At 41.5% G+C, this 7,871-nt stretch carries 9 protein-coding genes and 1 pseudogene; 6 read left to right on the forward strand and 4 right to left on the reverse strand.

Annotation, left to right across the window (positions count from 1 at the left end):
• Positions 1 to 98, forward strand: a 98-nt coding sequence (locus ACTUHY_RS12590) for a transposase (protein WP_442827980.1), incomplete at its 5' end; no start/stop codon positions are given.
• Positions 99 to 121: 23 nt separating this feature from the next.
• On the opposite strand, the gene ACTUHY_RS12595 is transcribed toward ACTUHY_RS12590, so the two are convergent.
• Positions 122 to 790 (reverse strand): LysR family transcriptional regulator, encoded by a 669-nt coding sequence (locus ACTUHY_RS12595; protein WP_442827973.1) that lies wholly within the window; start codon positions 788 to 790, stop codon positions 122 to 124.
• A gap of 57 nt (positions 791 to 847) precedes the next feature.
• On the opposite strand from ACTUHY_RS12595, the pseudogene ACTUHY_RS12600 reads away from it, so the two are divergent.
• Positions 848 to 2,086, forward strand: a pseudogene (locus ACTUHY_RS12600) (IS256 family transposase).
• 110 nt (positions 2,087 to 2,196) lie between these two features.
• Here the strand turns inward: ACTUHY_RS12600 and ACTUHY_RS12605 are convergent.
• Both ACTUHY_RS12605 and ACTUHY_RS12610 read right to left on the reverse strand, forming a co-directional pair.
• Positions 2,197 to 3,087 carry an acetamidase/formamidase family protein gene (locus tag ACTUHY_RS12605; protein ID WP_442827974.1) on the reverse strand — a complete coding sequence of 297 codons (891 nt, stop codon included), beginning with the start codon at positions 3,085 to 3,087 and terminating at the stop codon, positions 2,197 to 2,199.
• A gap of 59 nt (positions 3,088 to 3,146) precedes the next feature.
• Positions 3,147 to 4,385, reverse strand: a complete 1,239-nt coding sequence (locus tag ACTUHY_RS12610; RefSeq protein WP_442827981.1) for an aromatic amino acid transport family protein — start codon at positions 4,383 to 4,385, stop codon at positions 3,147 to 3,149.
• 296 nt (positions 4,386 to 4,681) lie between these two features.
• Here ACTUHY_RS12610 and tnpA point away from each other — a divergent pair, with 296 nt between their 5' ends.
• The 3 genes from tnpA to tnpC are packed head-to-tail and all read left to right on the forward strand — an operon-like array spanning position 4,682 to position 6,160.
• A complete protein-coding gene (gene tnpA, locus ACTUHY_RS12615) occupies positions 4,682 to 5,038 on the forward strand; it encodes an IS66 family insertion sequence element accessory protein TnpA (RefSeq protein WP_442827975.1) in 357 nt (118 codons plus the stop codon).
• Positions 4,944 to 5,345: an IS66 family insertion sequence element accessory protein TnpB gene (gene tnpB / locus ACTUHY_RS12620; protein ID WP_442827976.1), complete on the forward strand. Its 402-nt coding sequence runs from the start codon at positions 4,944 to 4,946 to the stop codon at positions 5,343 to 5,345. The genes tnpA and tnpB overlap by 95 nt, the downstream gene beginning before the upstream one ends.
• On the forward strand, positions 5,237 to 6,160 hold the full coding sequence (gene tnpC / locus ACTUHY_RS12625) for an IS66 family transposase (protein WP_442827977.1): 924 nt from the start codon (positions 5,237 to 5,239) through the stop codon (positions 6,158 to 6,160). Before tnpB ends, tnpC begins: the two co-directional genes overlap by 109 nt.
• A gap of 19 nt (positions 6,161 to 6,179) precedes the next feature.
• Here the strand turns inward: tnpC and ACTUHY_RS12630 are convergent, their stop codons facing one another.
• Entirely contained in the window at positions 6,180 to 7,052 is an 873-nt protein-coding gene (locus ACTUHY_RS12630) for a TRAP transporter substrate-binding protein (protein WP_442827978.1), read from the reverse strand.
• A gap of 162 nt (positions 7,053 to 7,214) precedes the next feature.
• On the opposite strand from ACTUHY_RS12630, the gene ACTUHY_RS12635 reads away from it, so the two are divergent.
• Positions 7,215 to 7,763 (forward strand): LysR family transcriptional regulator, encoded by a 549-nt coding sequence (locus ACTUHY_RS12635; RefSeq protein WP_442827979.1) that lies wholly within the window; start codon positions 7,215 to 7,217, stop codon positions 7,761 to 7,763.
• The last annotated feature ends 108 nt before the right edge of the window (positions 7,764 to 7,871 follow it).

Raw genomic sequence — 7,871 nt, forward strand, 5'->3', positions numbered from 1 at the left:
ATAAGATTAAGGTGTTAAAGAGAGTAGCATTTGGTTTTCGCAACTTTGAACGATTCCGTTCTCGGATTTTACTGCTTTCGATGGTGAAATTAAAATAAAAACAGACGTGAGCAAAAATCGCTCACGTACGTGTGTGGTAGATGAATTGGAGCTTACCCCAACATTTGACAAAGAACCAAATTTTTTGCCCCCTTTGGGGGAGAATAAATTTTTTTGTCCGAAACAATGGATTTAGCGTTTTTTCTATAATAGGCTGAATAGAAAACGGTAAAAAGCCTGATTGCGGAGTAAGGAATAAAATTCTTTCGCATTGCAAAATTTGATAGGTTAACTCAAAAGTAGATACAGGAAGATGATGGATAGCGATATTAATTTCCCCACTAAGTAATGCTTTGTCCAAATTTGATCCTTTATCTTCCATAATGTCCAACTTAATATGAGGATAAACATGAACAAACTTTGGAAGGATTTTAGGGAGAAAATACTTTCCAAAATAAGGAGGGATTCCTATACAAAGGATACCTTGCTTTATTTCTTTAATCTGAATCAATTCATCTTGCAGGATTGCTTCATTTTCATATTGTTTTTGTATAAATCGAAGATAAATTGTTCCCGCATAAGTTAGTTTCATGGGTGTTTTTGATCGATCAAATAATTGAGTTCCTAGTTTATTTTCGAGACGTTTAATATATTTAGTAAGAGATGGTTGGGATACGTAGAGTATTTCAGAGGGTAATGTCCTTATAATGGTGTAAAAAGAGAAATCACAAAAAATGAGCCATATGCTCATCCTTTAGGTATAATGTAAATCAACCAAAACCCACAGCATACCAAGGAGGAATAACAAATGGCTCACCTTAATATTACACTGGATCAGGAAGAAATACTAGCCCTTCTTTCGGTGGATCATGACAGAGCGTTCCGGAAATTGCTCCAGGAATGCCTGAACAAGGTTCTCCTGGCAGAATCCACGGAACAGCTGGGGGCTGAGCCCTATGAGCGTTCTGAAGAACGCAAGGACAGTCGTAATGGGACCAGAGAACGAGCACTGAACCTTCGTGTTGGTACGATCACGCTCACGGTTCCCCGCCATCGGAATGTTCCATTTAAAACCATGCTCTTTGAAAATTACGCCCGCAGCGAGGCTGCCCTCGTCGCCGGCATGGCTGAAATGGTCGTCAATGGGGTTTCTACCCGAAAAGTTGAGAAAGTCATGGAAGAACTTTGTGGAACAAGCTTTTCCAAATCTACTGTCTCCAATCTCTGCAAAGACCTTTCCAAAGATGTAGAAGCATTCCGAAACCGCTCTCTTAACGGCCCGTATCCTTTTCTGACGGTGGATGCCACCTACTTCAAGGTGCGCGAGAACCACCGCATCATCTCCAAAGCCTTCATGATAGCCTACGGTACCAACAGCTATGGCAACCGTGAGATTTTGGGGTTCAACATATATCCGGAAGAGTCTACCAGCACCTGGAGAGACTTCCTGGACAGCCTCAAAAAACGGTGCCGTTATGGTACACTGCTCGTGACTTCTGACGCCCATGGCGGCATCAAAGCAGCACTGCAAAAATAATTTCCAGAAGTCCCATTGCAGCGGTGTCAATTCCACTTTACCAAGAATATCATTGAGCTGGCACCGAAGAAGTACCAAGCAGAAATCCGGGCAGAACCTAATGAACTGTTCCAAGCAAAAACCATGAAAGAAGCTATCCAGAAGCGGGATGAAATCCTTGCATCATATGGTGAAAAAGCTCCAAACGCAATGGCCTGCTTGGAAGACGGATTCGAAGATGCCATGACGGTCATGGTCTTGCCAAAAGGAATGAGACGGTTTTTCCGGACATCCAATCACATTGGGCGCATCAACAGAGAACTCAAAAGGCGTTCTAGTGTCATTGGGGTATTTCCAAATGAAACAGCACTGATACGGCTAATGGAATCGACCTTGATAGAACTGAATGAAACGAGGCAGGCAGGCAAGGCGATTTTCTCTTGAGAAAGTTATGAAGAAATGCTGAAAAGCGATACCCCTGCCGAACTGAAAAGAGCAGCAATTCGTCAAATTAACATGGCTGCAGCCTAATGATTTCATGACCTAAAGGAATTTACACACAAATTTGGATTTGACTTATTTTCATCTGCCTGAAGAGTTTAATGTATTCATCACCATTATAGAGGTATGATAGATAAGATTTAAATTTTTTGAAGTTCCAAATCAAGTTTAGGTGCCCTGACACGCACTGTCAAAGAATCATTTACAACTTGACTGATTTGGATATCACAAGTAGCGCTCAACAATCTATAAGCATCCGGGAAATTTAAACTTTTTTTCTCCATTAAATAATGGGCCATATCATCCACTGCCTTATATATTGCACTCTTCATATTCGGATCACTGGCAAGAGTATAGATGGCTTCTCTCGTTTCGAGCATCGGTCTTTGCAAAGAAAAATCTTTCCGTACACTTGTTTTAAGACATATTCTCCCTGCGGTTTCTATTCCTGTACCACTTAATTCTCCATCTCCCATACAGGCATGCAAATCCCCTACCGCCAATCCTGCCCCAGCAACTGATACTGGGAAAAAAACCTTTGTCCCAACCGTAATCAGTTTAGTATCCAGATTGGACCCATGATCTCCAGGAACGGCACATCCTATACTGCCATTTTTAGGAGCCACTCCCATTACACCAATCATAGGCGTTAACGGCAAATGGATGGTATCAGAGAACAAGGCAAAGCCATCCTTTATCGGAATGATTTTCGTATCCCCTTTAGTAATTCGATTTCCCAGCACGCCAAGTCCGGGAGTCGTCACCATTACACCATGATCTGCCAACTGAATGGCTAGCACTTCCACGCAAAGGACATCCCCCGGTTCAGCATTTTCAACAGCAATAGGCCCAACAGAACAATCCATAATCGAAATATCGATATCTGTCCGAAGAATATCTGAGGAACTGATCTGTCCACTATAACAATCATCTGTTTCAACCCAGAATATCTCTCCATCAGAAACAGTGTACTGCATGGGATTATCCTGTTTAAAACTATAAATCACTTTATCTTTCGGAATTACCTTCATGGCGTTTCTCCTTTCCTAAGATATAAGCTTTTAAAAAGGCGTAGATTTTTACAGTAAAATTACCAGGCTGCCGGAAGAAGGCCAAAAAGTCCTATGATAGCATAAACTGCAGCTCCACAGAATAAGAGAATCATGATAGCCTGAACAGATGTACTTGCAATCCAACCACAACTCCAAGCAGGTTCCATATCACCATGTTTCCGTGAACTATGAAGCATCATCACTGGCAAAATACTCATAATTACGCCACCAAATGTACCTGCCAGGTATATTGCATCGACAAAACTGACCATCCCGCTATATGCCAAAAGAAAAGGAGGAAGTACAATAGCAATCATACAGCCAATTCGGGTAGCAAAATCCGTCTCTGACTGGAAATTAAATTTATCGACAATACTGGTTAAGAAGCTTTCTGCCACTGCCCAGTATGACGTCATCATAGCACACAAAGCAAAAAGATTTGCTACAACAAATGCCCACTGCCCCAAAGACTTTCCCCAGGATATAGTGGCTACCTGAGTAACTTGATCCGGACCAGTCAATGACAACACAGCCAATGGAACCAAAGCCAACAACACAAAAGTAATGGTCATTCCTGTTACAATTGAAGGAGCTAGCTTCTGAGGATCATGTGCCAGTCCTCTGGCTAACTCAGGGACGGCATATTGAGCAATATAACAAAAAATAGCAACATTAAAAACTGGAACTGCATACTGCCAGTGTACATATATTGCATTGGCAAGAGAAGCTTTAGAAGAAAGAAAAGACGCCAAAATAATAATGGCCAAAAGTGCAATCATGCCAAAGCTGATAAATTTTTCAGCAATCCCCGTTGCTTTCAGGCCAAACCAAACGACAATAACACAGGGAATGGTAAAAAGGACGCTTCCAAAGGCTGTAGAAACTCCCAAAAATTCACTAAGAATCCGACCACTGCCGTTCGTATAGGCAATCAGGCACCCTATCGTATTCGCAGCCACTGAAAAGAAAGCTAGCCAGGATCCTAAATTTCCAACATAACGGGAAGCTAGACCAGGCAACTGCATCGGTTTTTTCGTTCGTAACGTTGTTTCAGCGACATAAAGCATAGAAGCTGTTGTAAAAAAGCCCGCGATCATTAAACAGACCAGCAAGATAGGCCATCCTGCCTTTCGTGCGGAAAAAGGAAGTCCTAAAATTCCGGAACCAATATTAGCCCCCACAATAATCATAGCAGCTTCCCAAAAGGTCAACTTATGAACTTTCAAAGCAGACTCTGCACCGGCAGATTTTGAGAGATTTTTCTGTGCTTGGACCATTGTAACTCCCCCTTTATTGTAATAGATTTTACCTATTTGTAGGATATCATTTTTTATTAAAAAAAGTGAAAAATTACAATTGAATACATTATGCATAAAAAAATTGTTTCATTTTTTATATTTATATTTGTTTATATTGTAAGTGCTAAAAAATCCGGTGTATGGAATCACCACCTTCAGTTTGAGATAATACGGATGTTAAAAATATCGCACGAAAAAAACGAATTTCTCTACGGTGCGCAACGTGTCGTTTTTTCGAGCCATTCGTGTCACTTATCTCTGGAGGTGGTTTTGTTTTGGGTGAAATTCAACGCATAAAACATCAGAAGGCTCTGGAATACTGGAGCCAGATTCTAAAGGAGCAACAGGAAAGCGGCCTTTGCATCAAGGCGTTCTGTCGGTCACGTCAGATGAGCCATCATGCCATGTATTATTGGATCAAGGAACTGAGAGAGGAAGCGCTGTTGGTCAATCCTCAGGCTCCCGCCTGTACTACTCAATTTGCGCCCGTCTCTCTGGCTCAGGAGCAACAGCATTCCTGCAGGAAGATGGTCGTCCATGTGGGTTCTGCTTCTCTTGAAATCCCTGAGGGAACCGCTGCGCCAGATTTGCAGCGTACGCTGCAGGTCCTCAAAGAGGTATTCTTGTGTTAATCCGCAACATCACTGCCGACCATATCTACCTGGCCTGTGGATATACGGATATACGGATATGCGCAAATCCATCGACGGCCTGGCTGCTCAGGTGGCTGCCCGTTTCCATCTGGATCCCCATCAGCCTGCCCTCTTTCTGTTCTGTGGCAGGCGGAAAAAACCTGTCCGGACCAGTTCAATCTCTTCAATGAGGCCGAAGTGGAAGCCAAACCATCGGCACCGGAACCTGAGATCGAAGTCCCGGCCCACAAACGGCGCAAGAAGCAGAAGTGGGATTGGGCCGAGCTGCTGGAAAAATTCCCCATGAAGAAAAACTATATACTCTCCCGGAACCGGAAAAACACCACCAAGTCCTTCATGTGGGTGTATACCAATGGGGAATATGAACAACTGAAAAAGATACGGATCTACCAGTACTGCCAGGGCAGGAGCGGCGAGTTCGCCAGGAAGTTCCTGGAGGGGTATCAGGGAATCCTGCAGACCGATGGGTATGCAGGATATGAGAAGGTCTCCTGCAAAGTCCATGCCCTGTGCTGGGTGCATGCCCGGCGGAAGTTCGTCGAAGCCATCCCAGTCGACATGCCCAAGGAAGAGGTTGCCCAGACCACCTGTGGCCAGGCTATCCAGAAACTGGGGGAAATCTTTGCTGAAGACAAGAAACTGGCAGAACTGGATCCAGAAAAGCGGAAAGAAGAACGTCTGCGGCTTGAAAAAAGCAAGCTGGAGGCTTACTTTGCGTGGCTGGAAACGAAAATGGACGAACAACCGAGCCTGAAGTCGCCGCTGGGCAAGGCTATCCAATATATTCTCCTCCACAGGAAGCAGTTGAGCGCCTACCTGGAATATGGAGAAGCTGCCATGACGAACAATATCTGTGAACGGGCCATCCGGAACTTCACCATAGGCCGGAAAAACTGGTTATTCAGCGCTTCTCCCAAAGGAGCAGAAGCCCGTGCCACGATTTACAGCATCATCGAGACCTGTAAGGCCAATGGCCTGGAGCCATACACTTATCTGACCTACCTGTTCGAGAAGCTGCCCAACATGGATTTCAAGATCCATCCGGAACTGCTCCAGCAGATGATGCCCTGGTCTGAAGAAGTACAGAATATATGCAAGTAAGCAATAGGCCCTGCCGGCTTTAGTCGGCAGGGCCTATTGCTTTATATGTTGTACACCTGATGATTTTGCGGTTACCTTTTGCTTCTTCAATAAGGATCTTTTGTTGGTCTTCAGTTAGGCTTTTGAATTTTTTTTCGTTAACAAGTAAGCATTCATTAGTCCAAAAATGTCCAGTCAATGACAAATATTTTTGAACCTCGTTAAAGGATGAACTTGCTATTGTCGACAATGGGCTTTCCTGTCCGTCAATAACTCCTTGTTGTAATCCAGTAAACACCTCGCTAAAGCTCATCGATGTCGGTTGTGCACCTAATGCTTCAAATACTGCTCTCCGCAAATCAGAAGTCGTAGTCCGAAATTTAATGCCCTTCATATCTTCAGGTTTTTGAATAGATCGAATATTATTAGTCATATGGCGGTACCCAAGTTCCATAAAGCCTAGATTTCTGATGCTACCATCAGAAGCAATTATTTCATTGATTTTTTTACCATAATCTCCATCTAATGCTTCATATCCATTTTTTCGTTCCTTAAACATATAAGGTAAATCTTCAATTGTAAACTCAGGGTGTGCCGTACTCATGAATGCAATTGTTTCTAACGCCATATCAATTGTTCCCATGTGAATTTGTTCATAAAGTTCACTTTCTTTTCCTAAAAGTGAATCGGAATAAATTTCTATTTTTACTTTTCCATCAGTTCTTTTATTTACATTATCTGCCATTTTATAAAGTTCCTGAGTTAATAAATGTTTATCTGCAAATGTTAAACCCAGCTTCATAGTGGTTTGATCATTAGAATTACTTGTCTTTTTGACATTTCCGCCACATCCAAACGTCATCATAGCTGCTGTTAGTACAAGAGTTCCAAGTAAAAGCTTCCATTTTTTCATAATTAAACCTCCTTTTACATAAACAATAATCCTATTTTTTGACTATTTATGATTACTTTTACTTTATCTTAACTCCTCAATTTTGTATAATGCTTTTATTTGTGCTTTATAATAAAAAAAAAGTATAATGCTATTAACTATAATATATTGGGGTGTGATTTTATGGATGAAAATGATCTCCTGACAATCAAATATTTAAGCATGTTTAAAAACATAACAAAAACAGCGAATGCGCTTTTTATTTCCCAACCTGCATTGACTAGACGAATTAAAAACATGGAGAAAGAATTGAACACACACCTTATCGTTAGCAACAATAAGGGAGTTGAATTAACCACTGCTGGAAAGGAAACCGTAACCTTTGCAACTCAAATATTACAGGAAATCGAACAATTTAAAAAGAAAATAGAATTTCTTGAAAAAAATAACTCGCAAATTATACGGTTATGTGCTCCTGCTATAATTTGTGAATACTATCTTCCATCTGTTGTTCGTACTTTTAAGAAAAAATACCCTAATGTTAAATTCATAATAACAGTAGCGCCAAGCAGTGAGGTAGTTTCCTTAATGAATACCGATAAGTGTACTTTTGGTTTTGTTCGCAATGATTTTGGTTGGAATAAATCTAATCAACTATTATTAGGTACAAATTATATCGTTGCAGCATCTACTACACCCTTTTCTTTAAAAGATTTGGTAACGTCCATATAATGGTGTAAAAAGATAATTTCATAAAAATGAGCCATATGCTCATCCTTTAGGTATAATGTAAATCGACCAAAACCCACATAATACCGAGGGAGGAAAAACAAATGGCTC

The organism is Acidaminococcus nyctereutis, from assembly GCF_052216985.1.
GTDB classification, from domain to species: domain Bacteria; phylum Bacillota; class Negativicutes; order Acidaminococcales; family Acidaminococcaceae; genus Acidaminococcus; species Acidaminococcus fermentans_A.